We start from the raw sequence: 26,964 nt of genomic DNA, 5'->3' as shown, positions 1-26,964 counted from the left end.
GTCTCCAGCGCCCCAGCACCGCCTCAGCAGCGCCGGTGAAGGGGGTTCTAAGGTCTACCCCACAAAGCCGCAAGCAGAAAATTTGAAAAATGCCATTTTTTTTGCATTATTTTGTTTTTTCATTTGAAAACAACGATCTAATCACCAGTCATCGACGTCATTTCCCTCCAATTCAGCGTCGAACAACAGCCCAAGGTATTGGATGACAACAAGGCGGGGCGAACAAAGCCCTATATATAGTGAGCAGTAAGCAGACAGATACTAGAAGCTCTCGACTCGTGCGTCTCTCTGCGAGTCGAAACCTGCGGCGCAAAAGCAGGATTTCGGAAGCCACAGCGTGTCAAAAGTGGATCTACGCGCTCAAATGCTTGCGTATCAACTGCGGATGCGGTCAGGTCACGGCAACCAAGCTGAATTGACGAAATTCCATGACCCAAGTGCCCGATCATAAATTCCCGCGCGTGCGCACCGTCGGATATGACGGTTTGCTGGTTTCCTTTGGTGACACAATGGAAGAATCCTCGAACCGGGCAGCCTTGGCGTTTCGCGATCTCATCGACAGCGAAAACTGGGAAGGCGTACTTGAAACCTCGGCCACTTTGGCATCCGCTTATATACGGTTCGATACCAAACGTTTGTCACATGCCGACCTCGGTGCCAGGGTATGCGGGGCTTTGGACTACCAAGACTGGTACTCTGCGCCCATGCCCATGGGACGCAGGTTCTGGCGCGTTCCAACAGTATACGGTGGTGAGCTTGCACCCCAGCTTGGCGACGCGGCAAACGCAGCAGGGTTAAGCGTCGAGGAAGCTATTCGTCGCCTGTCGGAAACTCGCGTCCGTGTCCTGACGATTGGGTTCGCGCCGGGGCAGCCATATCTGGGCCCGCTTGGACCCGAGTTCAACATACCCCGACTTCAGGATTTAACCCCGATGGTGCCCGAGGGCGCGCTGGTTCTGGCAATATCTCAGTTCGTACTTTTTTCAGGACCAACTCCGACGGGATGGAGGCATGTCGGCCAAACCGCGTTCCGATGCTTTCGCCCCGAAGCAGAACACAGCTTTGCCCTGCGCCCCGGCGACGAAATGCAGTTCGTGCCGATTTCCCGAGACGCGTTGGAGGATATCCGCGCAAACAACGCCGACGGCACGGGCGGCGCAACTTGTCAGGAGATCAAGCAGTGACTCTGACCGTTCTGCGCATCGGCCCAGCTTGCACAATTCAGGACCAGGGACGTATTGGATATCTGGATCAAGGTTTGTCCAGATCCGGGGCTGCTGACATCCTTGCCCTGCACGAAGGGGCTGCGCTGTTGGACCAGAGTCCGGAACTTGCAGCGTTGGAAATGGCGGGCATGGGTGGAGAGTTCGAAGCGACCCAAAGCACATATTTTGCCCTCACTGGCGCACCGATGCAGGCCAGTATTGATGGAAGTCCCGTGCCGTGGAATGCCTCTCATCAGATCGAGGCCGGGCAACGATTGGTGATCGGAGCTGCGCTGCGTGGCAGCTATGGCTACCTTCATCTTGGTGGCGGTATAGACGTGCCAGAATTTTTGGGGTCCCGCTCAACGCATCTGACCGCGAAGATTGGGCGAGTTGTTCAGCAAGATGACATGCTGAATAGCCCCAAGGGCGCGGGGCGTGCTGGTTGGAAGTTAAGACCAGAGGACAGGTTCTCGGGCGGACTTTTGCATGTAGTCGCCAGTTTTCAGACATCCCTGTTTGATCAAAGTACTCTGGACCGGTTTGCCGCCACCAGCTTTACGCGCGGTGCAAGGGCCAACCGCATGGGGATGCAATTGGAAAGCCACGGACCCGGATTTGCGGCAAAAGGGCAGCTTAATATCCTATCCGAGATCATCACACCCGGCGACATCCAAATGACCGGCACTGGAAACCCGTTTATCCTGCTGCCGGAATGCCAGACCACTGGGGGTTACCCACGTATCGCCACGGTCTTGCCTTGCGACATCCCTCGGGCGGCACAAACGCCAGCTGGTGCTGAAATTCGGTTCGAATTCGTGACGCTTGAGGAGGCTGCGACGCTACAGGCCCGCCACTCGGCTGACCTGATCCGGCTAAACAGTCAGATCGAACCGCTGGTGCGCAATCCTCATGACATCCCAGACCTGTTGTCCTACCAATTGATCGACGGAATGATCTCTGCCACCGACTAAAGGAGTTTTGCCGATGCCCAGCGTCGATCTGAATGCCGATATGGGGGAAAGCTTTGGCCCCTGGAAGATGGGCGATGACGATAGTCTGCTGAGGATCATCACCTCGGCCAATATCGCTTGTGGCTTTCACGCGGGTGATTGGGATGTGATGGCGCAGACGATGAAACTGGCCGCTGAAAACGGCGTCGGTATAGGCGCACATCCCGGCTTTCCTGATCTGCAGGGCTTCGGCCGCAGAAATATGAAAATCCCCCATGCGTCCCTGCGCAATCTGGTGCGGTATCAATTGGGGGCGGCTTTAGGTATGGCCAAGGCCGTTGGAACGCAGGTCCGGCACCTGAAATTACACGGCGCGTTGGCCAACATGTGCTCGGTCGACGTGGATATGGCACGAGCGTGTTATCTGGGCGCGCTGGACGTGGATCCCGATATCATCATCATGGTGCTGGCCGTCACCAAACAGGATGAAGCTGTACGCGACCTTGGCTGCAAATGGGTCGGAGAGATCTTTGCCGACCGCGCTTACAATGACGACGGAACGCTGGTGGATCGAAGCCTGCCCGGAGCAGTCATTCACGACCCTGAACTTGCCGGGCCACGCATCCTGAAAATGGTGCGCGAAGGGGCCATCATCACTGAATCCGGCAAACGTCTGGAAACCTCGATCGACACAATATGTCTGCACGGGGACGGCCCAACGGCGGTACAAATCGCAGCTTCGGTGCGGGAAAACCTGATCACTGGCGGGGTCGAGTTGACGAAATTCATCCGCTGATCAGATTGGCTTAAGACAGCACGCGTATACCGTTGGTGTTGCCGGGGTCAGGTTCAGCCCCTAGCATAACCACAAGTTCATGTTCTGAGTGCCACAATCCCGGCAACACCCTGCACCACCTGCAAAGCGCAGGAGCAAGGAGATAGCTTTATGTCTTTTGATCTGATGTCCTACGAACCCCGCGGCGACAAGAAAAACTCGGACTTCTTCAACGAGTATTTGCCAAAAATCTACGAACGCCGCGCCAGCTCGGGCGTTGCCGATCTGGTCGGGGCGATGAAGGCCATCGTGATACAGGTCGAATCCGATGCGCTGTTTGACACACTGGTCGAGCTTTACGTAATGACGCCCTATCGCCACACAGCCAGCTATCTGGGGCGCACGCATAAATTTTCGGTCCTGCATTCACATTCCGACTACCCTGCCCTGATCGTGATGGCACCGCTCAGCCCCGCTTTCGAAGACTTTATTCCCCGCATCAACCGCATGTATCCGCTGGCTCGAAAGACTCCGCAAACCCGATATGTCGGAGAGGTCTTCGGCGCGTCGGACCTAACCGCGCTGACCCAAACGCTGGAGGATCAGAATATTCGGTTCGAGTATTCAGGCGACACCGAAAATCCGTTCTACACGCTGCTGGGTTTTCAGTTCACTACACCTTCGGATTTCACCTGCAATCGGGTTGGCTATTCTAATCTGGACTTCAACGACACGGATAGCCTCGGTCTGGGCGACCGTGTTCTATTGAGCGACAGTGAGCAAGCTCGTCTGAATCAGGCTGCCGCGTTTGGGGCTGACAGCAATATCGCACCGCTCATGCTAGGTATTGATCACCTCGCCACGCGTGTTCTTGCCGGAGAACGCGAGGACGCGATCCTCGAGTTCCTGACGATGGTGCCCTACTATTTCTGGGGCGCGTACAACATCTTCGACATGAATTCGTCCACCAATGTGAACCGAAACCCAAACGTAGATGACGACAAGAAATCACCTGCCAAAGTGTTCACCGCCAACAACACGCCGTCCTTCGTGAATTCCTTTGCCAAACTGCCGATGCCGACCGAGGATTTTGTCCGCAATTTCGGCCGTCGCCTGCATCACATGGCGGTAGAGATTCAGGATGGCGATCATGGCGCGGGTGAAAAGAATGTGGATTTCGTGGTGAACACCCTCAAAGACAAAGGCGTGCCGTTTCTGGCCCATGTAGTAGGCGAGTGCAAAGACGATCCGAACCTCAAGCAGATATTCTCAAAACACTCAAAAAACACGCTGCTGATCACGGAATACATTGAACGCTGCCACAAATATGATGGCTTTTTCACCAAGGACAATGTCGCCGCGTTAACCGCCGCCGCCGGTCAGGACGAGCAGTACCAGCACGGTCACGTGTTCGACTAAAGCCTGCAAGCATCTCCGAAACGCTCTGGGACACGAGTGTCCCGAAAATGGCAAACGCGTCGCGGGATGTACGCGCGTTAGGCCAATTCCGAAAAAAGGCTGCGAGTTCCCTCGCAGCCCCATCCAATCAGGAGAGAGAATGTCGGGTCTTATGACGGCCCAATCATGAAACAGGTGACATTTCGGGCCTGCAATCTGCGGCAAGCCAGATCGGCCTGTTCGCGGGTCATGCCCTGGAACGTCGCATCAAAACCTCGTGAGCTTTGCTTCACCTTGCGTAAGGTTCCTTCCAGAGTGGTCATTTCGGCCAAAGCGGTTTTCAGCAGCACCTTCTCGGCCTCGTATCGCGTAGTATAGCGACCTACATTTACGCCCCAAAGATGCCCGCCCGAGGTAGAAAGACGGGTGACAATTTCCCTTTCCGGCTCTGGCTGAGCAGCTGGGTTGGTCGACGCCAGAACCAGATCATCGGGACGAGGTGCCGGGCGTACCGTTCCGTCATCCGGGGTCTGGATATCAGCCGCTGCGATTGCCGCAGCAATGCCATCCTGAATTCTGCTCTCGTCTTTTGCCGCTGCTGCCGCAACTGTTCCGGCGACTTGAACTGTAGCTGCGCGGCGCAACACGGGCCGCAGGCTGGCCGTTGGCGCAGTGGTTAGGCGCGCGACCTGCGCATTCAGGCCCACATTTCCAGCGTAAGCCGGACGGGCAGGTTTACGGATAGGCGCACGGGATGGAGCGCGACGGAAGCCCATATCCAGCAACTCAGCCACTTTGGCGTTGCGCGATGCACCAGATTTTCCGCCGAAGACGGTCGCGATGATCCGCTCATCCTTACGCTTGGCCGAGGCTACCAGATTGAAGCCCGCCGCTCGTGTGTATCCTGTCTTGATCCCATCGGCACCCTTATAGGCGGCCAAAAGGCGGCGGTTGGTGTTCGGAACCGTTTTGATCCCTGCATGAGTCGATTGACGTGAAAACAGGTTGTAATACTGCGGATAGTCATACAGGAGATGCCGCCCCAGCGTCGTCATGTCCCGCGCGGTCGACAAGTGGCCGGACTCGGTCAATCCATGCGCATTCTTGAAGGTTGTGCGACTCATACCCATGGCTTTAGCGGTGCGCGTCATACGGCGTGCAAACGCGGCCTCGGATCCACTAATGGCAATCCCGATGGCGGTCGCCGCGTCATTGGCGGATTTCACGGCGGCCGCGCGGATCAGGTACCTAAACGCAATCCGCTGACCCGAGCGCAACCCTAGCTTGGACGGAGGCTCTGCCGCAGCTGCTTTGGTGATACGTACCTGCGTATCCAACTCGATCTCACCATTCCGGACAGCCTCGAACGCTATATAGAGCGTCATCATCTTGGTCAGCGAAGCCGGGTGAAGTCGGGTATCCGCGTTGCGCGAATGCAAAACCTCACCCGTGCGCGCGTCAATCACCATCGCCGCATAGGGCGCGGCAACCGATTGCAACGGCGCAAAAGAAAGCAGCCACACGAATGCTATAAGAAGTAAGCCCATTCGGGCCGGAACTGTCCGCCGAACCTGCACGATCTTTGCCTCTGTCTACCTCGGGCCGCCGGGTTTTCCCGGTCAGCAATTAATTTATTTTATTACCCGTAAGGCTAACACAGAGAACGTCCGAAATAAACCGAAAGCTGGTAAATTCGATCTTTCTTTCGGCGCGCAGTCACCCACAACATATGGTCGACCTGCGCACCTCAACCACCAAATCGTCCTCCGATCTGGTGCCGCCGCACATAGCCTATTCAATTTTTAGTAACTGGGACCATTCGGCAACATCATGCAAGCGTGCGAACAAGGCTCGCCAACTCACCCAGATCCCGCAATTCCTTGTACCGGTTCGAACGGGTGGGGACTTCGGCTTTTTCGATCTCCCAGACCAGCCCATGGGGGACGTAGACCCCCCAGCAGCCAGCCTCGATCGGAGCCACGACGTCGGATCGCATCGAATTGCCAACCATCATCGCTTGGGTAGGGCCGGTTCCATGGCGCGCAAATATTTCATGATAGGTTTCAGCCGTTTTCTCCGAAACGATCTCGACCTCGTCAAAAAGCTCGCCCAAACCAGATTGCGCCAGCTTCCTTTCTTGATCAATCAGGTCGCCTTTGGTGATCAGCACAACCTTGTGAGTCGCCCCGACTGCTTCGACCGCTTCGCGGGCATGGGGCAGCAGTTCGATCGGATGGGCCAACATCTCTTGCCCCGCGTCGATCAACTGACGAATGACCGAAGCCGGGACACGATCTTCGGTGACCTCGATCGCGGTTTCGATCATCGACAGAATGAAGCCTTTGATTCCATACCCATAGTGCCGGATGTTGCGTCTTTCTGCAGCAAGCAGACGATCCATCAGATGATCCCGTTCGGCATGGTCCTCCAACAGATCGGCGAAATAGGCCTGCGTCAGTTGAAAGAACCGTTCGTTGTGCCACAACGTGTCATCAGCATCGAACCCAACGATGGTCAGCTTGTCTTCCATTGCGATTACGTCCTGCTGGCTCTTTTCTCTGGCCCCTAGGACGTTATATAACCGCTCAGATAAACCGAAGCCTGAATCGGACTTTTGCGCGCAATGTTTGAAAACCCTTGGATGATGTCTGACAATTCGGACGACGACGGCGACTCGTCCGTCCTGATTCAAACGCGCCCTAAAACCAAGCGCCCGCCGCTGTACAAGGTGCTGCTACTGAATGACGACTACACCCCGATGGAGTTCGTCGTGCACGTGCTAGAGCGTTTTTTCGGCATGACCCACGCCGAAGCGTTCGAGATCATGCTGACCGTGCACAAGAAAGGCGTCGCCGTGGTTGGCGTATTCAGCCACGAGATCGCCGAGACCAAAGTGGGTCAGGTGATGGACTTTGCTCGCCGACACCAGCACCCCCTGCAATGCACAATGGAACGCGAAGAGTAGCGTCTGCTCTTCCAACGAACGCGTATGTCCCCTCGCCTTGATCTTGCCCTGAACAGCGGCCTTTCGCTGTCACAGCCGCTGATGGTGATCGGGCCGACACCAGCCCATGACTTGTCCGAGCTGCCCCGCGATACGCAGGTGGTACAGCCCTTCAAACCGTTCCATGATCATTTCGCGGCACAAGGTTTTGACGTTATCCCCGAGACCCGTGATCCATGCCAGGATGCGGTGATATTCCTACCCCGCGCAAAAGCTTTGGCCCGCAGCCTTGTTCAACAGGCCTGCCTGCGCGCCAAGGGTACGATTGTGGTGGACGGGGCCAAAACCGATGGGGTGGACAGCCTGCTGAAGGACATCCGAAAGCGTGTGCCGGTCGAAGGGCCAATTTCCAAAGCGCATGGCAAGATCTTCTGGTTTGCCTCTGATCCAGAGGCTTTCGCCGACTGGGCCGCGCCCCATGGGCAAATGGTGGACGGGTTTACGACCGCGCCCGGTGTGTTTTCGGCGGACGGAGTGGACCCGGCCTCGGCCCGGTTGCTGGGCGCCCTGCCCGCAAAATTGGGCGCACGGGTGGCCGATCTGGGTGCGGGCTGGGGGTATCTGTCTGCCAACGTGTTGCAAATACAGAGCTTACGCGCCTTATACTTGGTTGAGGCCGACCACATCGCCCTGACTTGTGCCAAGACCAATATCACCGATGACCGGGCGTCTTTTCATTGGGCCGACGCGGTAACGTGGCGCGCGCCCGAGGGGCTGGACGCGGTCGTTATGAACCCGCCCTTTCACACCTCGCGCAGCGCAGACCCCGCGCTGGGTCAGGGCTTTATTCAATCCGCCGCACGTAATCTGGCAAAACATGGTGAGCTGTGGATGGTGGCCAACCGCCACCTGCCTTACGAAACCACGCTGAACGAAGCTTTCTCGCGCGTCAACGAAGTCACTGGCGACAACCGGTTCAAGGTGTTCCATGCCTCTCGCCCTCGGCGGTGATCCCGGTTAACCTGCGCGCAACTCAGGGAGACAACGCATGTCCTTTTCCATAGCAGGCAAGACCGCCATCGTCACCGGTGGCGCCAATGGCGTCGGGCTAGCCATTGGGCGGCATTTCGCGGATGCCGGTGCCAATGTGATGTTTGCCGACATGGATGAAAAGCGGCTGACCGACGAGTTGGGCGAGCAGGCCGACGACAGCAATATCCGCTTTTTCGCGGGCGATTTACGGGAAAAGCTGACCATCGCAAACCTGCTTTCCGCCACGATAGACGCCTTTGATCAGGTGGATATCCTGATCAACGGGTCGCGGCAGGTTATTCCGTCCGATCCGTTGGATACAGATGACGACTCGGTCAAGACCCTGCTGAATCAGAATTTGATGCCAGCCCTGCGTCTCAGCCAGGCTGTCGCCAAACGCATGATCAAACAATCCGGAGAAGGAGACGGCCCTGCCGGATCGATCATCAACCTGTCTTCGATAGCCGCACGTCGAACACATCCGGATCTGATGGCCTATTCCGTCTCGACCGCTGCGCTGGATCAGATGACGCGGTCACTGGCCGTGGCTTTCGCCCCGCACCGCATCCGCGTGAACTCGATCGCGCTGGGTTCGGTCATGAGCGCCTCGTTGCAGTCAACGCTCAAGGAAAACCGCGATTTCCGAGACGATATCGAAAAGCACACCCCATTGGCCCGCATTGCCGCCCCCACCGAACTGACCGAGACGGCGCAGTTTCTGGCCTCGGACGCGGCAGGTTTCATCACCGGGCAAATCCTGACCATTGACGGAGGCCGCACCCTGCTGGACCCCGTTGCAGCACCGGCGCACTGACCCCATGTTTGACACCGAAAAAGCTACCGCCTCCGCGTGGTTCCGCACCCTGCGCGACCAGATCGTAACTGCGTTCGAAGCCCTGGAAGACAGCCACGACACTGGGCCGTTTTCCGACGCCACCCCCGGCCGCTTCGAAGTGAAGGAAACCACCCGCCAATCAGACGACGGATCAGACGCAGGCGGCGGTTTGATGTCGGTGATGCGCGGCGGGCGCGTGTTTGAGAAAGTGGGCGTCAATATCTCGACCGTTTACGGCACGCTGGGCGAACGCGCGCAGCAGGCCATGGCGGCGCGCAAAGGCATTCCGGGCATGACCGAAGACCCGCGCTTCTGGGCCTCGGGCATTTCACTGGTGGCGCATATGCAGAACCCGCACGTGCCAGCGGTGCATATGAATACCCGTATGTTCTGGACGCCCCACGCCTGGTGGTTCGGCGGCGGGTCTGACCTGAACCCGTGTATCGAATATGACGACGACACCGCCCATTTCCACGCCACGCAAAAGGCACATCTGGACCCGCATGGGCCGGCGCATTACCCGCGCCTCAAGGATTGGGCGGATGAGTATTTCTATATCCCGCACCGCAAACGCGCGCGCGGTGTGGGCGGCATCTTCATGGATGACTACTGTACCGGCGACTGGAGCGCCGATTTCGCACTGACGCAGGATATCGGCCGCGCCTTTTTGCCCGCCTTCCTGCCCTTGGTCGAAAAGCGCCGGGTGCATGGGTTTGATGATGCAGACAAAAACACTCAACTGGTGCATCGTGGTCTGTATGCCGAGTACAACCTTGTCTACGACCGAGGCACCAAGTTCGGATTGGAAACCGGCCACGACCCTGATGCCGTGTTGATGAGCCTGCCTCCACTGGCGAAATGGGTGTGATTACTTCTTCATCCTGATATCCAGAACAGCGTCGTAACAATAGCTTTCAGCCTTGGATGCCGAGTAATTTTCGCCCACATACTTCACGGTGATCGAATGTTTGGATGTCGTGTCGGGCTCAACTTGCGGGTCCAGGGAAAACTCTACGGTTCGAATACCCGGCTCATATGGTTTTGAAAGATAGATACGCCGGGTCGACTCAGTTCCCAGTGTCCTGATCGCATAGTCCCCAATCCCGCACCAATACGCCAACGCAACTGATGACCCAACTACGTTCACTTCAAAATTGCCCGTTTGTAATGGCGTCACGTGAACTTGAAAGGTGGGGAATATACCAATACCCGGCTGATCCGCCCGAGCTTCCGCACAGAGAAGCAGCGCCAAAGCTAAAGGCATACATTTAAAGAGTTTCACGGTCGATTACCTCTGCGCAAGTCACAGCAGCCCTCATTGGCCGCATCCCTTGACTACGCAGCGTTGTTGAACCGCGAAGCGCTGGCAAAACACAAAAGCGTCATTCAGTCGTGATGAATCCCAGCAAAGCGTTCAGGCCCTCAGAATCCGAAATCGAGGAAATTGTCATAGCAATAGGTCTGCGCGGACCCCGCCGACAGGTTCTCGCCCACACGTTTGACCGTGACCGAGTATCCCGGAGTGGTATCGACCCCTTCTGGTGCGGTCAGTGAAAACTGAACCGTCCTGGTTTGTTTTTCATAGGCACGCGTGATGTAAATCCGCTGGGTCGCCTTGGTTCTGAGTGTTCGGATCGCATAGTCCCCAATACCGCACCAATACGCGACCGGCGCCGTGGTCCCTCGGGTTGATACCTCGTAGATGCCATTGCCTTTGTCCGCCACGTCAACCCGGACCGCGGGGTTAAGATTCACTCCGAAACCGATCGCCTGAGCGACCCCTGGCAACAATACAATCGCCGCAATGGCAGGCATTTTCCCAAACCGCATAATCCCTTACCCTTTCACACTAAGCACCGCAGAACAAAGCATAGACTACATCACAACCTAGTAAAGTTCCTGCTCCACAACGTGCTATTCGCTAAGCACACGCCCGCCCACATTCTGTGGAGCCAGCGCAACCGTCTTGATCACAGCATAGCAAAGCTGGCCCGGTTGCAGGCCCAGCGCGTCGACCGAACGGCGAGTGATGCGAGCAAGAACAGATCCCGCCGGAGTTTTCACTGAAACGATCGCCCCCGGACCTTCGCCCGCGCGAATGGTGTCAACCGTACCTTCCAGCATATTCAGCGCCGACAAACCCTCGGGCCGTTTGATGGACAAGATGACCTCTTGGGCGGGGATACGGATTCGAAGGTCATCGCCAATCTGATGCGGAATACGCGGCAGGAACAGGCTTGTCCCGCCCGCGTTCAACTCGGTCAGACCATCGGAATGGTGCTTGGCAACCCGCACTTGCAGCACCGCACCGACCGCGCGAATACCCGCAGGCGCAACCGATGGGTCGGCCAGAACTTCTGAGGCTGGCCCGTGGCGCACTGCCTTTCCGTCTTGCAACGCCACAACCGACGTCGCCAGGCGCGCCACCTCGGCGGCAGAGTGGGTGACATACAGAATGGGCACCGAAACCTCATCCCTGAGGCGTTCGAAATAGGGCAGGATCTCGGCCTTGCGCGCATCGTCGAGCGCCGCCAGCGGCTCATCGGCCAATATCAGGCGCGGGCTGGCCAGCAACGCCCGGCCAATCGCCACGCGCTGTTTCTCGCCCCCGGAAAGGCCAACAGGACGGCGGTCCAGCAGATGGCCGATCCCCAACATCTCGATCACCTTGTCGGGGTTCTCGCGCGGCGCGCCCTTGGGCGCGAACCAACGGCCGTATGACAGGTTTTGGCGCACCGTCAGGTGGGGGAACAGCCGCCCCTCTTGAAAGACATAGCCCAAACGCCGCTTATGCGGCGGAAGCCACAGATGTTTCTCGGTGTCGAACAGCTCCCATCCATCAACCGCGACACGGCCCGAAGTCGGTTTGAGCAATCCAGCGACGGCATTGACAACCGTCGTCTTGCCCGAGCCCGAGCGTCCGAACAGAACAGTCACGCCGGACGGTGCATCAAAATTGAGATCCAGTTTGATGTTGGGCAGATCATGCTGCAATCGGACAGAAAGGCTCATGACCCGGCCACCCTTGCTGCGACACGGCGGGCTATGAACTCTGACAGCAAAAGCGCGCTTAGAGCGATAACAACCGATATAACAACCAACCGCGTGGCGGCCGCTTCACCGCCGGGAACCTGAAGAAAGGCGTAGACAGCCGAGGGCAGTGTTTGGGTCTGCCCGGGGATATTGGAAACGAAGGTAATCGTGGCGCCGAATTCGCCCATCGCCTTGGCAAAGGCCAGAATGGCCCCCGCGATAACGCCCGGCAGGATCATCGGCAGAGTGACGGTCGCAAACACCATAATGCGCGAAGCCCCCAATGTAGCCCCAGCCTGCTCTAGCTTTTGGTCCACCGCTTCGATCGACAGCCGGATGGCGCGCACCATTAAAGGGAATGCCATGATCCCCGCCGCCAGCGCTGCACCGGTCCAACGGAACGCGAACACAATTCCGACTTCGGACAGGGCGCGACCCAACGGCCCCTGAATGCCAAAGGTCAGCAAGAGGAGGTAGCCAGTGACTACCGGCGGCAGGATCAACGGTAAGTGCACGAGCCCGTTCAAGACCTGTCGTCCTGGAAATCGCCAGCGGGCCAATGCATAAGCAGTGAAAACCCCAAAGGGCAAAGTTACCAGCGTGGCCCAAAAGGATACGCGCAATGACAGCCTCAGGGCCTCAAGCTCTTCGGGACCCAACCATCCCATCGCTTATTGCTCCGGCAGGGAAAAGCCCTGCCTTTCAAAGATTTCTTGCGCTTCGGGCGATTGCAGATGCTCCAAAAAAGCAAGTGCCTCTGGTCGGGCAGACGTTGTCACACCAGCCGGATAGATGATCGCAGGGTGCAAATCAGACGAAAACTCAGCGAGTACGCGAACGCGGTCTTCGACCACGGCGTCCGATCGGTACACAATGCCCAAGGGGGCTGCTCCTGCTGCAACCAGAGCAAGCGCTGCACGCACATTGTCGGTTTGCGCCACTTGCCCCTGAACACTATCCCACAAGCCCAGACTGCGCAGCGCCGCCTTGCCATAGATCCCAGCGGGTACAGCATCGACCAATGCCATGGCTAGATGCCCACCGGCCAAAGCCCCCGCCAGATCGGTTTCTGGGGTCACCTCGTGCATGTCGGGGGCCGAGGTGCCGCCAATGAGAACCAGCCCATTGCCCAACAGATCGACCCGCTTATTTGCTTCGATCAGGCCCTTGCCCTGCAGGACATCCATCCATTCGACATTCGCCGAAATGAATACATCCGCCGGTGCGCCCAGCTGAATCTGACGCGCCAGAACCGAGGAAGCCGCATAGGAAACCGTGATCTCTTGTCCGGTCTGTGCCTCAAACGCCGGAGCGATCTCGTCCAGAGCATTCTTCAGACTGGCTGCTGCAAAAACCAATATGCCGTCTGCCCCCGCGCGCAGCGGAGCCAGTGTAAACATAGCCAGAACGATGGCCGCAAGAAATACACGAAGCAGACGTGACAGGATCATCTCATTCCCGCCCCTCGGGGTTAAGGTCCTCTTGGGGATATCTGAGGCACCGGGGGGCGTGCAAGCGCCGATGCGCCTCAGGTTCACCCAAAGGGCAGAGATTGCTGGAAAATCCTTGCCCCAAGCCATTTTCGTCAACAGACTCAGCGACAATGTCGCAAACGATCTTGATCCTGATACGCGTCACGGGGATGCTGCGCGCGAGTCAGGAACAGGAAAGCCGACATGTTGCACACTATCCCAGGTTTGATCGACGCCGTACGCGCGCGTTTTGCCCATGTCGAAAGCTGTCCCTTTCAAGGGCCCCGGATTTTCTTTGAAAACGCAGGTGGGGCCCTGACGTTGAATTCCGTGGTCGAGACGTCGGCCAAGTTCGCCGCTATCCCTGACAATCAGGGGCGCGACAACGTCGCTAGCCATGCGCTTGTCGACACCATCAACACCGCCAAGGCTGATTTAGCTGTGTTCATGAATGCGCCTTCAGGTCAGTTTTTTGTCGGTGAAAGCGGGACCGAACTGCTGTTTCGTATGATCCGCACCGCCTGCGTGAACGCGCCCAAAGGCGGCAAGGTCATCGGCAGTTCCATCGAACATCCCGCCAGTCGCAGCGCCGCCCGCCGCTGGGCTGACATTGCTGGGCTGGACTATGTCAACGTCCAGCACGACAACGATACAGGTCTCGTCACCGCTGAGGCATTCCGGGCTGCAATGACTCCGGACGTCTGTGTCGCCACAATCGTTCACGCCTCGCCGGTCACAGGTATGGGGATGGATGTGGCAGCCATCGCGCGGGCAATTCGTGAGGTCTCGCCCGAGTGTTTCATCATTGTGGACGGTATTCAGCACGCGGCTCACGGGCAGTTGGATATCAACAGCTACGACGTCGATGGTTATGCAATCTCACCCTACAAAGTGTTCTCGCGCCACGGGTATGGCGTTGCATGGATATCGGACCGGCTGACCGCCCTTCCCCACGACCAATTGATCGACGCCCCGTCAGAAGGGTGGGAATTCGGAACCCGCGACACCGGTTCTTACGCGACCATGTCCGACGTGGTGGCTTATTTCGAGTGGCTGGGCGACCAGGTCTCGGACCACACGGACCGCCGCGCCCGGATCGAGGCTGCTGGCCGCGCCATCCATGCCTACGAATCGCATCTGACAGGTGCAATGATCAACGGCACCGGCAATCTGCAGGGCCTGCGCGATATGGAGCATGTTTCAATTCTGGGCGGCGCAAACAACCCTGCCCGCGAAGGGTTAGTTTCAATTGTCGTGCGGGATATCCCCTCTGCCGATGTTGTGACACGCCTGAATGATCAGGGCATCCGAACCCACATCCGCAAAGCCGATCACTACAGTGGCAACGTTCTGACCCCGCTGGGCCTGAACGACTGCATTCGCATATCGCTTTGTCACTATAACACCGAACAAGAAGTCGCCCAGTTGCTTGCCGCAGTGAACGAGATGACAGCTTGATCAAATAAATTCTTCCAGACCCTCTTGCACCCGGGCGCTGGCTTGGCTAAATGCACCGTCACGGGTGATTAGCTCAGTTGGTAGAGCGCTTCGTTTACACCGAAGATGTCGGGAGTTCGAGTCTCTCATCACCCACCATTCCCCTTATTTTCAATGGTTTATTCAGGGTCTTGTAACGAGAACTTGGAGACCATTTGAGGAAGAATGTACGGGAATCGAAACATCAAAACCGTTTTGGACTGCCCAGAGGATTGTTCCTTCGAGGCAAATGGTACGCTGTAAGGGTAGCTGTGCCGACTGAGTACCAAGATATTGTTGGCAAACGAGAGATTGTCAGAGGATTAGGAACTCAGGATCTAGCCGAAGCATTGAAGCGCCGTCCAAGAGTCCTTGAGGAAATCATTGAAGCGATCACCGAAGGACAAACACCGTCCCATGTTGTTGGCCCTAGTAAACCGAAGCAGGGGAATACTGTGGGAGATGCCGCCGACAGGTGGCTAGCTGAAGCGGACGGGACAAGTAACAGCACGAAGGTCAGGATAATGTGTGGGAGGCGATCTTCGGACCCCCACTCACGACCCATTGCCGACATTAAACCCATTGGCTGGATGCCTCAGTCGCAACCCGCACTGCTGCCATTCGCTGCACTTGCTCGATTTTTGTTATCGCAGACGTCTGGACCGCGGACAAAGCGGACGCTCAATCGTTTGATCTTCGCCCCGATCTGTATTCTGGAAGTTTGGCCAAGGCCGATTTTAACGCGTCACCCCATCCATCGGAAACACTGCGAAAGTACTGGTCGTCAGCTTCGAATCTTGACCGCGTACCGCCATCAAGGCTGTCTTCATCGTAGAGAAGCAGGTCGAGCGGCGCCCCGACAGACAGATTGGCCTTAATCGTGGAGTCAAAACTGACAAGCAAGAGTTTCACGGTTTCTGGAAAACTCATTTCCGGATCGTAGGCGCGTACCAGAATAGGACGGCCATATTTTGTCTCACCGATCTGAAAGAACGGGGTGTCGTCGCCGGCCTCGATAAAATTGCCTTCAGGGTAGATCAAAAACAGGCGAGACGGACCGCCCTTGATCTGGCCTCCAACAATGAGTGTCGCGTGAAAAGCGCTGTCAGCTTGCTGACCGGACCGGGCATGCTCCTCGATGACGTCGTTCAGCGTAGCCGCGACCAGTTGCGCAACTTGAAACATTGTCGGTGCTTCTAAGATCGATGGTGAACGATCCGCGGGTGCTTTCGTACGCTCTTCTAGGAGGCTTATCGTTGCCTGAGTAGTGGCCAGGTTTCCGGCCGTTAGGATTGTGATCGACCGGTCACCTTCGACTGTCCAGTTGAACATCTTGTTGAAGGTTGAAACATTGTCGACGCCGGCATTCGTGCGCGTATCGGACATAAATACCAACCCGCGGTTCAACCGCATGCCGACAGCATAGGTCATTCATGTCTCCGTTACTGCTGTGCGACTTGCAACTGCACTGTCAATTGCTCGCCCGCTGTCCCAATTCTGTTCCCTATTACCGGGGCGGCTTGGGCATAGTCCAGACCGGTTGCGACGCGTACGTATCGATCATCTGGCGAAATCCCGTTTGAGACGTCAAATCCAACCCACCCAAGCCCGTCCAAATGCACTTCGGCCCAGGCATGGGTCGCGTCCTGCAGCTCCGTTTCGTTCATCATCAAGTAGCCCGAGACGTAGCGTGCTGGCACTCCGAGCTGTCGGGCGCAGGTAATGAAGATGTGCGTATGGTCCTGACACACGCCCCGCTCAGCTTTGAGGGCATCTTCTGCGCTCCAACCCGGGTGTGAACTTCCAATTTCGTACGAGACCGTAGCTCGAATTCTTTCGGACAGTGCATGCATCTGCTCCAGCGGTTCGCCGTTGGGCAATGCGCTTATCAGCTCTGCAACTCTTTTCCCCGGCGATGTCTGCGGAGTGCTTCTTTTGAATAGCCACAAGGGCGTCGACCCTTCGTGACGCCCCAGAACACCGTGCGTGTCTTTCACTTCAACAATACCTTCGGAGATCAACGAGATGCTTTGGGTGTTTGTTTCGAAACTGATCAATTCCACCGTGTTGCGGTGGTAGTCTTCAAATGTCAGCTCTTTGTGCCCACCGGTGATCTGGGTGCTCCAACTCACAATGCTCTGGTTTCGAAATGACTTTGGTGTTTTCCGCAGCTGTTGCAGACCGAAGGGAACCGGCGCGTCAAAATCGTATCGTGTCTCGTGTCGAATGTGCAGTTTCATTGGCTACTCGTAGAACCTGTAATCAATCTCGATCTGACGGCTCAAATTGCCGAGATCGGTCAGAAAATCCTGAATGTACTCATGCAGACCGAATTCAAAAATATCGGAAATTTTCTGATCCAAGTATTTCTCGTACAGAGCATTTGATGCCTCGCACGAAGGCCCAGCAAAGCCGTAGTCTTTCTTCAGGTAGGACAGGTTTTCCTGAATCTTTCTGCAGCAGAAGTGCAAACTGCGAGGCATCCGCTGATCCAGTATCAAAAACTGAGCAATATCAGACGGCCGAGTTTTCTCACCATGGGTCATCCGATACCCTCCACCAGCGCCGACGGAACGGAGAATGCTTTCCCATTGGATGTTGTCCAGTGATGAGCCGACCGAGAAGGCTGTGGGCAGAAGAACATAGTACTTCACGTCCAAAATGCGCCCAGTATTGTCAGCCCGTTCGACAAAAGTCCCGATGCGGGTGAAATCGAAAATGTCGTTACGCAGCATGGTCCCCAAAGTGGCACCACGGACCAAAGCCGCCTGTTGTCGAATGAGTTCCAACGTTGCAGGTAAGTCCCGCTCATTCACGCGTCGTTTCATCACCGCGTCGATCTGCATCCAGGTGGAGTTCACTGCGCTCCAGACATCATGGGTGAGCGCTGTCCGAACAAGGCGCGCGTTGTCTCGGGCTTGCTTGATAACCGACTTGATCGAGGATGGGTTATCAGCGTCACGCAGCACCCAATCGACCGCATTGTCCTTCGAAATCTCGTCATACTTGGCGTGGTACCCATCCAGAACACCGGCCGTTTTTAGAACCGAACCCCATTCCTCGGCAGAGTTTTTGGTACGGGTCAACGCCATTCTCTGACCTGTTTCAAGCAGCCTCGCCGTATTTTCCGCTCGCTCAAGATACCGGGACATCCAGAACAACCCACCAGCAGTTTTTCCCAGCATGGTCAGTCCTCCAGAACCCAGGTGTCTTTGGTCCCGCCACCCTGGCTTGAATTCACGACCAGCGACCCTTTCTTAAGAGCCACGCGGGTCAGGCCGCCGGGAGTGATCTTGACCCCTTCGGGTGACACCAAAACGAAAGGACGCAGATCGACATGTCTGGGGGCCAGCCCAGAACGCGCGAAGATCGGCACCGTCGAAAGCGACAATGTCGGCTGAGCAATATAGTTCGCTGGCCGCGATATGAGCTTGTCGCGAAAAGCTGAAATCTCTTTCTTGCTGGCGGTCGGTCCGATCAACATTCCGTAGCCGCCAGACCCGTGTACTTCTTTCACAACAAGCTCGGAAAGATTGTCCAGTACATAAGACAAAGAGACGGGGTCGCTACACCGCCAGGTAGGAACATTCTGAAGCAGAGGCTTCTCGCCCGTGTAGAACTCAACGATCTCGGGCATGTAGGAATAAATAGCCTTGTCATCGGCTATGCCTGTTCCCGGCGCGTTGGCGATCGTGATGCCGCCAGCGCGGTATACGTCCAAAATGCCTGGCACGCCCAATGCGCTATCAGGGTTGAAGTTCAGCGGATCCAGGAAGTCGTCATCAACCCGGCGATAAAGCACGTCGATGGGCGTATAGCCTCTGGTGGTGCGCATGCAGACACGTCCGTCGACAACCCGCAGATCGTGACCCTCGACCAATTCCACGGCCATCTGATCTGCGAGGAACGCATGTTCGTAGTAGGCCGAGTTATAGATGCCCGGGGTTAATACCGCGACAGTGGGTTCCCCGTCTGCACAAGCCGGTGCACAGGCCGCCAGCGACCGTCGTAGATTGCGGGGGTAGTCAGAAACATTCCGAACGTTGGTCGCGCTAAAAAGCTCAGGGAACATCTTTAGCATCGTCTCCCGGTTCTCCAGCATATAGCTGACCCCGGATGGCGTTCGGGCGTTGTCTTCCAGAACGAAAAACTCGTCTGGGCCGGTTCGCACCAGATCGACGCCGACAATGTGCGTATAAACCTGACCGGGCGGTGAGACACCAAGCATCTGCGGCAGGAACGCTTCGTTTCCGGCAATCATCTCAGCCGGCACACGCCCGGCCCGGACTATTTCCTGACGGTGATAAATGTCGTGTAGAAATGCGTTGATTGCCCGCACCCGCTGTTCGATACCGCGTTCCAGCCGCTGCCATTCGCGCGCTGAAATGACTCGTGGCACGATATCAAACGGTATAAGGCGTTCCTCAGCCTCGGCTTTGCCGTAGACGTTAAAAGTTATGCCCGTCAGCCTGAAAACCTCTTCGGCTTCGCGTTGTTTCGCCCTCAGTCGTGATACGTCTTCCGCGTTGAACCAGCGGCCGATCTCCTCGTATGGACCTCTGAGTGATCCATCGCCGTTGAACATTTCATCAAAATACACACTCATGCTTTGAGTTTTACGCATAGATCAGATTTTTCAAGTCATTCAGGCTTGGTTGGAAGCTGCCTTTGGACGGAGCGTCTAATTTTCAGGCTAACTGGATAGTCTCGTGAACTTAACAACGTGGCGCTATTCGTGTTTCCACTTGAAGTCACATTCAGTATTTTGAATTCAACAGTATCTGGTTTTGTACTGCTTCTGAACGTCCGCATTGGGCTCATTCCAGACTTCGGAGGTAACGCAGCATCATGCGATATGTTGGCGTAGTCAACGTCGGGTTGTCGTTGTGGGAGGGCATGGCGGATCGGAGGATCTTTCATGCAAACGCCAAACTTACCAGCCATTCGCGCCCTTCGCCCTGCATGGAACAAAGGCCGCATCGTGGGTCAGAAACGACCGTTGAAACCAAAGCATCTTTGGGCGATCCGTGTTCGATTTGAATTGGTCGAGAATCACCGTGATCTCGCACTTTTCAATATGGCCATCGACAGCAAACTGGGCGGAAGTTACCTGGTGAAGATGAAAGTCGTGGACGTCATGGCGTCTGGTCAGATCAAATAACGGGCTTCGGTTCTGCAAAGCAAAACGCAGAAACCGGTGCACTTCGCGATTTCTGAAGGCACACGTATGTCGGTTGAGAAATGGATGGAAGATAAACTCATGGTCGGCTCGGAATACCTGTGACCGGGTAGGCTCAAGGCGAGTGCCCATGGCACCTATTCGATGCGCCGAACCAAGGTCACCCAGATATACAAGAAGACTGGTAACCTTCGAGCCGTTCAGCTTCTTCTCGGTCACCCCAAGGGGGACAGCACCTTTCGGTACTCGGGTGTAGAACTGGAGGATGCTTTGGCCATCGCGGAAGCCATTTAAATCTAGCGTATTCGGGTCGCCGTCATTGGCGGCCCAAAGGAGACATCCAGTGCATCCCTCGAATGCTGCGGCTGCTGCCCGCATTCCTTCCGTTCACCGCGCAAGTGAGTTCCGGGGTTTGGTGATCTCACGGCAAGCGGACAAAGCGGGCACAAAGAGACATTTCCAAGAGTCTGTTCTTGCGTTTCTTAGATCCGCGTAGTCTGTTGGTTTCTGAACATTTTTCGGAGAACCTTTCTCAATGCTTAAACACGTTCTGACTGCGATATTTTCAGCTGTCCTACTCTCAATCGCTTCGTCTGGAGTCGCCGAGACAAAGCATGTGAAGACCACAGTCACCTACCAGGAACGCATCGCGCTGCCGCCTGACGCAGTTTTAGAAGTCGAACTTCTCGACACTTCGCGTGCTGATGCCCCTTCGGTTAGCCAGTCTTCCCAGAGGTTCAAACTTGCGGGTGTCCCCAGAACAGTTGAAATTGCCTACGACACAGATCTCATCGATGAGCGCCATACCTACACAGTAGCTGCCAGGATCATTTCAGACGGTCACGTGAAGTTTCGTTCTACGACGGCGACACCTGTGCTCACCCGTGGCGCACCAAATTCTGCTGAACTCGTTTTAGAGATGATGCCAAGGAGAGCGGGCGGCAGCAACCCAGACCAATCGATCTACGATATCAATTGGGAAGTCTATGAGATCGCAGGGCGTATGCTGATAGTTGATAACCCTCCTTCCTTGACAGTTGAACAAGACGGCCAGTTTGGCCTTTACGGTGGGTGTAACCGGTTTACGGGAACCCTTGACGCAGCCAACGATGAGTTCAGCATGCCGGGCAACTTCGCAGGAACGAAGATGGCGTGCCCGGAGGATCAAGAAAAGCTTGAACAAGATACGATCCAAGCCTTGTCCGAGGCAGTGGCCTACGTGACAAACGGCACAATCCTGGCGCTCAGGAATGCAGCGGGAGCGACGGTTCTGCGTCTGCGTAAATTGCCAGAATAGGTACCGCGCCTATCGGAGCGAGCTGGGACAATCAGCCGACTTGTTCAAGCCAATATCAGCGAGAATCAAAGGTCGAAATCCCGAGCGGATCATAGACGTTGGACGGCCTTGATTGCGAGTGATCGTGATAGTGGGCCTTACTGCGTGCGTGGCGTAGTGACGCCATCAACACTCGTTCCGGATTATCGATCAACTGGCCTGCATCGGCTTCATCATTGTCTTCTCCCGCTGCAGGAGGAGCGGGCTGTAGACGGCCTTCAAGTACAGTTCCCCACACATTGATATCGGCCAGCGTCAAAGGATCCACAGTTAGCGGATTTTCTTCAAGGATTGTGAAATTGGCCAGTTTGCCAGGCTCGATGGAACCGATCTCATCCTCCATTTGCAGGGAATAGGCTGCGCCAATTGTGATACCTTCCAAAGCATCTTCGGCACTGATGCGCTGGTCCGGACCAACGACACGGCCACTCGTGGAAATCCGATTGACAGCAGCCCACATGTACTTCAGCGGCTCTGCAGGAGCCATCGGCATGTCCGAGTGCATCGAAAAGGGGATACCTGCCCGAACGGCATCGCCTAAAGGCACCATGCGCTCTGTCCGATCACTACCAACGCTGCCTGCGGCGTACCGATCTGCGAGCGTCGGAGTATAAACGGAATTGCCGCTGACGATCGCGCCAAGACGTTTAATACGTGCGATCTGATCTGGTTGGGCGTAGCCAAAGTGTACAACGACGGTGCGATGGTCATATCGCGGGTTGCGCTGCATGGCGGCTTCAAGGGCATCAAGAAGGATGTCCAGACCGCCGTCTCCTAGATTGTGAACATGGACCTGAAAACCTGCGTCCCAATAAAGGTCGAAAACCTGCTTGAAGAAATCGGGCGTCATGATCCACTGACCTTCATGCCCGTCCAGGTAGCCGTCGCGCATGATCATTAATTCACTGAAGATCGCGCCATCCAGAAGCAGCTTGACTTGCTTAGGTAGGAACTGGGTTCGGCCTTCGCTCCACGCCAGCATAGCTTCGGTCTCGGCCAGTACTTTTTCGGGGCCCTCTGTGTTCAGAAACATACCCCCAAGAGTCCGCCCGTCTGGAATAAAGTAAAAATTGAACGGTGTGTCGTCTGGCCCGAACGCTTCTGCTACCAGAGCTTGGGCGTTTTGATCAACAGGGCCAGCAGGCTCTGCAAGGGTCGTGATTCCGCTGCGGTGATAATAGTCTTCTGTGAACTCCAGCGCCTCCATAACCCTGTCGATAGATGCATAGACCGGAGCAAATTTCTCAAAGAACACATGCTCCCAGAATGCAGCTTCAAGGAAGAGGCCTTTTTCCAGATTGGCTTGAGACCTAGCCAGTTCACTTGACCAGCTGGCAATGTATTCTTCTGTGATTTCAAGTTGCTCTAGGGCCACCGAGTTAAAGTACATCTCGTGGGTGGAGCGTTGCCATATAGCTAGCGGAATGTCGGGGGCCAGTTCGTCCAAAATCGCACGACTCATGCTGCCGTGCCATGACGCATGATATCCCCAGACCATCAGCGGTCGCCCGCTGCTTGGATCATATGTGTTGATGACATCGGACAGACGTTGGCGAAACTCCTCCTCGCTATTGGCAAGAGGCGCAAATCCCGCTGGCGATTGCCAGTCCTCGATGGAAATGATGGCATCCGACATCATCGCAAGTGCGCCCAGAAGCGGGTGCAAATGCTGTTCAATGAACCCAGGCACAATGACCTTGTCTTCAAAACTGCGGTCAATTGCATAGCTACCTTCGGGTAGGCGACCCTCGATTTCCTCCAGGGTTCCAACGTCAGTAATTCGACCGTTCCTGACCGCCACCGCTTCAGCCACCGGGGCGTCCGGATTCATGGTGAGAACTTCTCCACCGACGTAGACAGTTGTGCCGGGAAACTCAGGGAAACGCTCGAAGGCGTCTTGCAATGAGGGGGACTGTGCAGCGCCGTGAAGCGGCATCAGCGCAAAAGCGAATACAGTGAGAGACTTAAAGAACTTCATTGATGCCTCCGAATGGGATTACGGACATAAATAAATTGCTTCGATCAGAGCAGGCTGATCTGCGATGTGTCAACCTAAGCCCTCAGTCACTCAATACTGACTGAGCAACCCAAACTTGAAAGCCACTTTCGTTGACCGCTGTGGGCTCACAGCAGTCATTCGCCCAAATTCGCAGAATGCCTGCATTGGAAACAACGTTGGACTTTCACCAGGCAGCATAGAACGGCAGTAAATCTCGAATTCCCAAGAAAACGGACTATGCTTTGCCTCGTAAAACTAAGTTGTTCAGTTCTTTGAAAACCAGATTTTGACAAGCCGACTGCGGCCGTACTTTAGTTGCAACTCATTTGGAGCGATACTGCGATGCCAAACACTTCGTTACTTTCAAAGTCCAATTTTCCAGTTTTTGCGCTTATTGGAGGTTTGATTATGCAAAGCCTTGGAACTTCTCCTGTACATGCTGAAGACGACCCATACGCGACGCCGCGAGAAGACTTTTCCATCCGCGACTTGAGGAATGGTTACACAGCCAAGCAAGCTTACGACCTGAGCTCTGAATGGAATTTGCAGAAGTTCCTCGACATTACCGAAGCCGGGGCTTTTTCGTACATGAACCTCGCCGAGTTCCTGCCAAGTTCGGTTATTCGCCGCGACGGGGCCGTTGCGATGCTTGCGACAAACCTTAACGATGCCATAGGCGCCACGAGCGTCCCGGGCGCTGATGGCAATGCTGTCTCGCTTGACGAGATGATTAATGCCGATAATTCCACGGTGCAGGGCGTTATGGTTCTTCACAACGGTGAAATCGCTTACGAGGTTTACCCGGGGATGCGTCGGACGGACAACCACGTCTGGATGTCCAATGCAAAGATCCTCTCAAGCTTGCTGATCGGTCAATTGCAAGATGAGGGTAAGATCGACGTTCAGAAAACGGTTGGCGACTATGTCGAGGGCACCAAGGGAACAGCTTGGGAGAGCATAAAAGTCATCGACGTCCTGAACATGCAGTCTGGTTTGGATCTGGAAGAGAACCCCCTTTCACGCAAGGGCGACACACCGTATGGGCGTTTTGTCAGGGCTGAGGTTGGTGTTCCGAACGAAGCAGGCGTCCTGCAAACGCATAACGAAGCCCTGTTTGCTATACCCAAGCTGCGGGAACCGGCGGAAGCCTTCGAATACTCTTCTGCAAACACGCAAATGCTTGGTCTTGTCATTGAAGCCGTTACGAACCAGCGACTTGGCGAAGCGATCACGGAACGGGTTTGGAGCAAAGCTGGAATGACTGGCGACGCCACCCTTGCGCTGTCACCTCAAGGAAACGGTATCATACACGGTCTGATCAGCAGCCGCTTGATCGACATGGCAAAGATTGGTCTGCTCTACACGCCAAGCTGGCACAAGACAGCGTCAGACCGAATTGTATCTGAAAAGATGATCGACACGATCCAAACAGCGGGTGTCGCCGAAAACTACATGAAGGGAACACTTGGCCCGCACCTTTCCGAAGCATTCCGTGAACAACCGATGGCAAACGCATACCAATGGGATGCCGTTTTTGCCGATGGCGATTTCTACAAAAGTGGGATGAATGGCCAAGGCATCTATGTCTCGCCAGGAAAAGACGCAGTCGTCGTTTGGTACGCAACCGGAGGTGCGAGTATCGACATGGAAGCTTACGCCAGGGCCATTGTGAATTCCCTGTAGGTCAGATCACGCACTGGCGTCTCTGGCCGCAGGCCAATGTATAGTCGGTCGTTTGGTGACTAGAGCATCCATTCGACCGGCAGCCACCTGACCACGGCCGTCAGGGCACGCTGTAAACCAGTGGTTTCCGGGTCTGCGGTGTGAATGGTGACTGTCCCATCCTGCTCTTCTTGCAGCCAGGTCATCTCGCCGCTGTCGTTAAGTTCGACTCGATAAGAAAACTCAGGCCGGTTCAATTGCTCCGTAAGCGATGCAGCAATCTTTGGGCTTTCGATCATAAGGCCCATTTCTGTATTCAGCCGCGCGGATCTGGGGTCGAGGTTGTAAGAGCCTATGAAGATCCGTTCTCCATCCGATCCAAAGACTTTTGCGTGTAGACCGGAGGCCGATCCGGCCAGCATCTCGGGCAGGCTGCGCTCGCGATGCTCACGCCGCAAAGCTCGAAGCTCAAGCAGTTCTACACCACTGTTCAGCAAGCCTTCTCTGTATCGCATATAGGCTGCGTGAACCGGCATCACATCCGTTGCATCCAATGAGTTGGTCAGAACGCGGACCTTCACTCCGGACTCTGCCAACCCCTCCAAAACCTCCGCGCCTCTTTCGCCCGGAATGAAATACGCTGAGACTAGGTCTAGCGAGGTCTCAGAGGTTTTGGCGAATTCGATAAGTTGCTCGACAATCAGATCTTCACTCTCGACTTCGCCCAACCCTTTTGACGGGTCGTCGACGAAAAGAGTGACTTCGCTCCATTCGAACTTCAGATCGCGTGCCGATATCCGGTCGGCCAGTTCATTTTCCTGAATTGCCCTTTGATAACCTGCGCCAACCGCAGTCTGGCGTGCGGCGTCTGCCTTCGTTTTCAGAGTTTTTTCCGACGGAGGCTCCAAAAACAACTCCGCGTCGTACGCGGAGGCACTGTTCCAATATGCGTCGAATGATTGCGACACCTCATCTACAATCGGGCCAATAGCTATCGCGTCCACATCAAGATAATGCGTTCCTGCACCGTAGTCGAAATAGATGTCACCAATGTTGCGCCCTCCAACAATCGTGGCGACTCCGTCCACAGTCATTGATTTATTGTGCATCCGCCGGTTCAGGCGCCCAAAGTCAAATGCATAGGACAGAAGCTTTGGGTTTCTCAAAGTAAACGGATTGAAAATGCGAACATTTGCATTTGGCAGAGCGTTCAGTTCGGCGAGCAATTCATCCAATCCGGAAATACCGTTGTCATCGACCAATAATCTGACACGGACACCGCGCTCTGCTGCTGCCCTGAGCTCTTCCAGAAGCATCAGGCCGGTCACGTCATCTTGCCAGATATAGTACTGAGCATCGATTGAGGATGTCGCTTCTCTTGCAAGGATCGCCCGGGCCGCAAAGGCTGCGCGTCCATTTCCCAGCGGCCTTACACCGTCGAGCCCGGGATTGCGTTCAAGTGCATTTTTTATTGTTGCACCTAATGGTCCGTCCCAATCGGCATCTTGCTTAACCGTCGGCTCAGAAAAGTTTTCCTCAGGAAGCGGAAATGTCAGTCGTAACCCCATAATGATCACTGCGATCACCGCTACCAAAATCAAACATGTTCTGATCAGCCGCATTCAGGGTTCCACAAATGGCAAGTTGGATTTGCCTTATAGTTGA

Annotated in this window: 24 protein-coding genes, 1 tRNA gene and 2 pseudogenes; 14 read left to right on the top strand and 13 right to left on the bottom strand. The window is 55.6% G+C overall.

The window, feature by feature from the left end:
• The first annotated feature begins 428 nt into the window (after positions 1-428).
• The 4 genes from ACR0DX_RS18615 to ACR0DX_RS18600 all read left to right on the top strand — a co-directional run bounded on the left by ACR0DX_RS18615 (position 429) and on the right by ACR0DX_RS18600 (position 4,352).
• Positions 429-1,184 carry a carboxyltransferase domain-containing protein gene (locus ACR0DX_RS18615; RefSeq protein WP_170724889.1) on the top strand — a complete coding sequence of 252 codons (756 nt, stop codon included), beginning with the start codon at positions 429-431 and terminating at the stop codon, positions 1,182-1,184.
• Positions 1,181-2,179, top strand: a complete 999-nt coding sequence (locus tag ACR0DX_RS18610) for a 5-oxoprolinase subunit C family protein (protein WP_170356791.1) — start codon at positions 1,181-1,183, stop codon at positions 2,177-2,179. The genes ACR0DX_RS18615 and ACR0DX_RS18610 overlap by 4 nt, the downstream gene beginning before the upstream one ends.
• A gap of 13 nt (positions 2,180-2,192) precedes the next feature.
• Positions 2,193-2,954 (top strand): 5-oxoprolinase subunit PxpA, encoded by a 762-nt coding sequence (locus ACR0DX_RS18605; protein ID WP_170356793.1) that lies wholly within the window; start codon positions 2,193-2,195, stop codon positions 2,952-2,954.
• Between the two features lie 150 nt (positions 2,955-3,104).
• On the top strand, positions 3,105-4,352 hold the full coding sequence (locus tag ACR0DX_RS18600; RefSeq protein WP_170356795.1) for a hypothetical protein: 1,248 nt from the start codon (positions 3,105-3,107) through the stop codon (positions 4,350-4,352).
• A gap of 149 nt (positions 4,353-4,501) precedes the next feature.
• On the opposite strand, the gene ACR0DX_RS18595 is transcribed toward ACR0DX_RS18600, so the two are convergent.
• Positions 4,502-5,878 carry a D-alanyl-D-alanine carboxypeptidase family protein gene (locus ACR0DX_RS18595; RefSeq protein WP_170724892.1) on the bottom strand — a complete coding sequence of 459 codons (1,377 nt, stop codon included), beginning with the start codon at positions 5,876-5,878 and terminating at the stop codon, positions 4,502-4,504.
• Positions 5,879-6,159: 281 nt separating this feature from the next.
• Positions 6,160-6,861: an HAD family hydrolase gene (locus tag ACR0DX_RS18590; RefSeq protein WP_170356799.1), complete on the bottom strand. Its 702-nt coding sequence runs from the start codon at positions 6,859-6,861 to the stop codon at positions 6,160-6,162.
• Between the two features lie 93 nt (positions 6,862-6,954).
• On the opposite strand from ACR0DX_RS18590, the gene clpS reads away from it, so the two are divergent.
• The 4 genes from clpS to hemF are packed head-to-tail and all read left to right on the top strand — an operon-like array spanning position 6,955 to position 10,010.
• Positions 6,955-7,296 (top strand): ATP-dependent Clp protease adapter ClpS, encoded by a 342-nt coding sequence (clpS, locus tag ACR0DX_RS18585; protein ID WP_170356801.1) that lies wholly within the window; start codon positions 6,955-6,957, stop codon positions 7,294-7,296.
• Positions 7,297-7,320: 24 nt separating this feature from the next.
• A complete protein-coding gene (locus ACR0DX_RS18580; protein WP_170724894.1) occupies positions 7,321-8,286 on the top strand; it encodes a class I SAM-dependent methyltransferase in 966 nt (321 codons plus the stop codon).
• A gap of 37 nt (positions 8,287-8,323) precedes the next feature.
• Complete coding sequence (locus ACR0DX_RS18575; protein WP_170356805.1) at positions 8,324-9,121, top strand: SDR family NAD(P)-dependent oxidoreductase; 798 nt, start codon at positions 8,324-8,326, stop codon at positions 9,119-9,121.
• A 4-nt stretch (positions 9,122-9,125) separates the two neighbouring features.
• Positions 9,126-10,010: an oxygen-dependent coproporphyrinogen oxidase gene (gene hemF / locus ACR0DX_RS18570; protein ID WP_170356807.1), complete on the top strand. Its 885-nt coding sequence runs from the start codon at positions 9,126-9,128 to the stop codon at positions 10,008-10,010.
• Here the strand turns inward: hemF and ACR0DX_RS18565 are convergent, their stop codons facing one another.
• From ACR0DX_RS18565 to modA, 5 genes are all read right to left on the bottom strand, one after another.
• Complete coding sequence (locus ACR0DX_RS18565) at positions 10,011-10,424, bottom strand: hypothetical protein (protein ID WP_480847011.1); 414 nt, start codon at positions 10,422-10,424, stop codon at positions 10,011-10,013.
• A 140-nt stretch (positions 10,425-10,564) separates the two neighbouring features.
• Positions 10,565-10,972, bottom strand: coding sequence for a hypothetical protein (locus ACR0DX_RS18560; protein ID WP_170356809.1), 408 nt, complete (start codon positions 10,970-10,972; stop codon positions 10,565-10,567).
• A gap of 84 nt (positions 10,973-11,056) precedes the next feature.
• Positions 11,057-12,154, bottom strand: a complete 1,098-nt coding sequence (gene modC / locus ACR0DX_RS18555; protein WP_170356811.1) for a molybdenum ABC transporter ATP-binding protein — start codon at positions 12,152-12,154, stop codon at positions 11,057-11,059.
• Positions 12,151-12,843, bottom strand: a complete 693-nt coding sequence (modB, locus tag ACR0DX_RS18550; protein ID WP_170356813.1) for a molybdate ABC transporter permease subunit — start codon at positions 12,841-12,843, stop codon at positions 12,151-12,153. Before modB ends, modC begins: the two co-directional genes overlap by 4 nt.
• 3 nt (positions 12,844-12,846) lie before the next feature.
• Complete coding sequence (gene modA / locus ACR0DX_RS18545; protein ID WP_170356816.1) at positions 12,847-13,626, bottom strand: molybdate ABC transporter substrate-binding protein; 780 nt, start codon at positions 13,624-13,626, stop codon at positions 12,847-12,849.
• A gap of 225 nt (positions 13,627-13,851) precedes the next feature.
• Here modA and ACR0DX_RS18540 point away from each other — a divergent pair, with 225 nt between their 5' ends.
• The 3 genes and pseudogenes from ACR0DX_RS18540 to ACR0DX_RS18530 all read left to right on the top strand — a co-directional run.
• Positions 13,852-15,105, top strand: a complete 1,254-nt coding sequence (locus ACR0DX_RS18540; protein WP_170527758.1) for an aminotransferase class V-fold PLP-dependent enzyme — start codon at positions 13,852-13,854, stop codon at positions 15,103-15,105.
• Positions 15,106-15,167: 62 nt separating this feature from the next.
• Positions 15,168-15,243, top strand: a tRNA-Val gene (locus ACR0DX_RS18535).
• 56 nt (positions 15,244-15,299) lie between these two features.
• Positions 15,300-15,494: pseudogene (locus ACR0DX_RS18530) on the top strand (DUF6538 domain-containing protein); the annotation flags it as partial.
• A 310-nt stretch (positions 15,495-15,804) separates the two neighbouring features.
• Here the strand turns inward: ACR0DX_RS18530 and ACR0DX_RS18525 are convergent.
• From ACR0DX_RS18525 to ACR0DX_RS18510, 4 genes are read right to left on the bottom strand one after another with little or no spacing between them, the layout of a single operon-like run.
• A complete protein-coding gene (locus ACR0DX_RS18525) occupies positions 15,805-16,554 on the bottom strand; it encodes a proteasome-type protease (protein WP_170356820.1) in 750 nt (249 codons plus the stop codon).
• A gap of 11 nt (positions 16,555-16,565) precedes the next feature.
• On the bottom strand, positions 16,566-17,363 hold the full coding sequence (locus ACR0DX_RS18520) for a transglutaminase-like domain-containing protein (protein WP_170356822.1): 798 nt from the start codon (positions 17,361-17,363) through the stop codon (positions 16,566-16,568).
• Between the two features lie 3 nt (positions 17,364-17,366).
• Complete coding sequence (locus ACR0DX_RS18515) at positions 17,367-18,308, bottom strand: alpha-E domain-containing protein (RefSeq protein ID WP_170356823.1); 942 nt, start codon at positions 18,306-18,308, stop codon at positions 17,367-17,369.
• A 2-nt stretch (positions 18,309-18,310) separates the two neighbouring features.
• On the bottom strand, positions 18,311-19,729 hold the full coding sequence (locus ACR0DX_RS18510) for a circularly permuted type 2 ATP-grasp protein (protein WP_170356825.1): 1,419 nt from the start codon (positions 19,727-19,729) through the stop codon (positions 18,311-18,313).
• Between the two features lie 312 nt (positions 19,730-20,041).
• Here ACR0DX_RS18510 and ACR0DX_RS18505 point away from each other — a divergent pair.
• Positions 20,042-20,596 (top strand): annotated as a pseudogene (locus tag ACR0DX_RS18505) (site-specific integrase).
• Between the two features lie 241 nt (positions 20,597-20,837).
• On the top strand, positions 20,838-21,599 hold the full coding sequence (locus ACR0DX_RS18500; protein ID WP_170356827.1) for a YbaY family lipoprotein: 762 nt from the start codon (positions 20,838-20,840) through the stop codon (positions 21,597-21,599).
• Positions 21,600-21,654: 55 nt separating this feature from the next.
• Here ACR0DX_RS18500 and ACR0DX_RS18495 read toward each other — a convergent pair whose 3' ends face one another.
• Entirely contained in the window at positions 21,655-23,616 is a 1,962-nt protein-coding gene (locus ACR0DX_RS18495) for an amidohydrolase (protein ID WP_480847005.1), read from the bottom strand.
• A gap of 429 nt (positions 23,617-24,045) precedes the next feature.
• Between ACR0DX_RS18495 and ACR0DX_RS18490 the strand changes: the two genes are divergently transcribed.
• Entirely contained in the window at positions 24,046-25,320 is a 1,275-nt protein-coding gene (locus ACR0DX_RS18490) for a serine hydrolase domain-containing protein (protein ID WP_170356830.1), read from the top strand.
• A 59-nt stretch (positions 25,321-25,379) separates the two neighbouring features.
• Here ACR0DX_RS18490 and ACR0DX_RS18485 read toward each other — a convergent pair whose 3' ends face one another.
• Positions 25,380-26,921 (bottom strand): phospholipase D family protein, encoded by a 1,542-nt coding sequence (locus ACR0DX_RS18485; protein ID WP_170356832.1) that lies wholly within the window; start codon positions 26,919-26,921, stop codon positions 25,380-25,382.
• Positions 26,922-26,964: the final 43 nt, after the last annotated feature.

The sequence above is a fragment of the Ruegeria sp. D3 genome (assembly GCF_056534465.1).
Note: the sequence above shows the minus strand (reverse complement) of the source record. Positions and strands in the feature narration are given on the sequence as shown.